This window comes from Nitrobacter sp. 62-13 (assembly GCF_001896955.1).
Taxonomy (GTDB): domain Bacteria; phylum Pseudomonadota; class Alphaproteobacteria; order Rhizobiales; family Xanthobacteraceae; genus Nitrobacter.
In genome coordinates, this window is the sequence record NZ_MKRN01000165.1 from 1 (window position 1) to 1,052 (window position 1,052).

Here is a 1,052-nt window from a genome sequence, read left to right on the forward strand (position 1 = left end):
CCGGTTGCTCGCCCATCTCAACCGCAACAAGCGCTTTCCGCGCGGCGCCGGGACCGGCACGGCCTCGGTCGCCTTCACGATCGACCGCGCCGGCCGCGTCCTCGCCGCGCGGCTGGTGGGGTCGACCGGCGATGCGCGGCTCGACGCGGAGGCGGTCAGCCTGTTGAAGCGCGCCAGCCCGTTGCCGCCACCGCCCGAAGGTTTCGGCAAGGGCAGGATCGCCCTGACGGTGCCGGTGCGCTTCAGCCGCTGAAGCGCACCTTGAGGGGCCTCGTCAGCTGCCGAGCGCCGACTGCTCGGCGGCGATGCGATCGAACAATGCGTCCATGGCGCTCGCATCCGGCGCCGGGCCGGCCAGGCGGCGCTTCACATGGGCGATGGGCTCGGCGAGGATCGTCTCGAGGTCCTCGGCGCAGGTGAAGTCGCCGGCGACGCTCTTGACCTTCGAATTGTCGAACAGCGCCGCCCAGGTCTTGTCGCCCATCAGCGGGCCTTCCCATTCGGCGTGGTAACGCACGAGCGTGTCGGTCGGCACATGCACGATCTTCGCCTCGACGCCGAGGCCCTTGGCGATGGTGCGGTAGATCGCGTCCCAGCCATGGCCGCGATCGGCGGTGATGTGGAAGTCCTCGCCGATCGCCTTCTCCTTGCCGAAAAGGCCGATGAACGGCTTCGCGAGATCGACGGAGCGTGTCAGCGTCCAGGGCGTCGTGCCGTCGCCGCAGACGATGACCGGCTTGCCGGCCAGCATGCGCCGCGCGGAGAGATCGCCGTCGTTCATCATGCTCGGAATGCCGTTGCGCACCGTGTGGCTCGGCCGGACGATCGTCCAGGGAAGGCCGCTCGTCGCGCGCAGCTTCTCCTCCGCGGCGATCTTGGCCTGGCTATAGGGCCAATAGGGGTTCACCGCCGGCGTCTTCTCGGTGATGACATAGTGGCGGGCCGGCTTCTCGTAGACCGAAGCCGAGGAAATGAAGATGTACTGGCCCGTCTTGCCGGTGAAGACGCGGATGTCCTCGTCCATCTGGTCGGGCGTGAACAGCATGAACTGG

At 68.2% G+C, this 1,052-nt stretch carries 2 protein-coding genes; one reads left to right on the plus strand and one right to left on the minus strand.

Annotated elements, in window-relative coordinates; genetic code table 11:
* A partial coding sequence (locus BGN91_RS11315; protein WP_292613176.1) for a TonB family protein occupies window positions 1-253 on the plus strand: 253 nt, incomplete at its 5' end.
* A gap of 21 nt (window positions 254-274) precedes the next feature.
* Here the strand turns inward: BGN91_RS11315 and BGN91_RS11320 are convergent.
* On the minus strand, window positions 275-1,052 hold a 778-nt coding region (locus BGN91_RS11320), incomplete at its 5' end, for an NAD-dependent epimerase/dehydratase family protein (protein ID WP_292613178.1).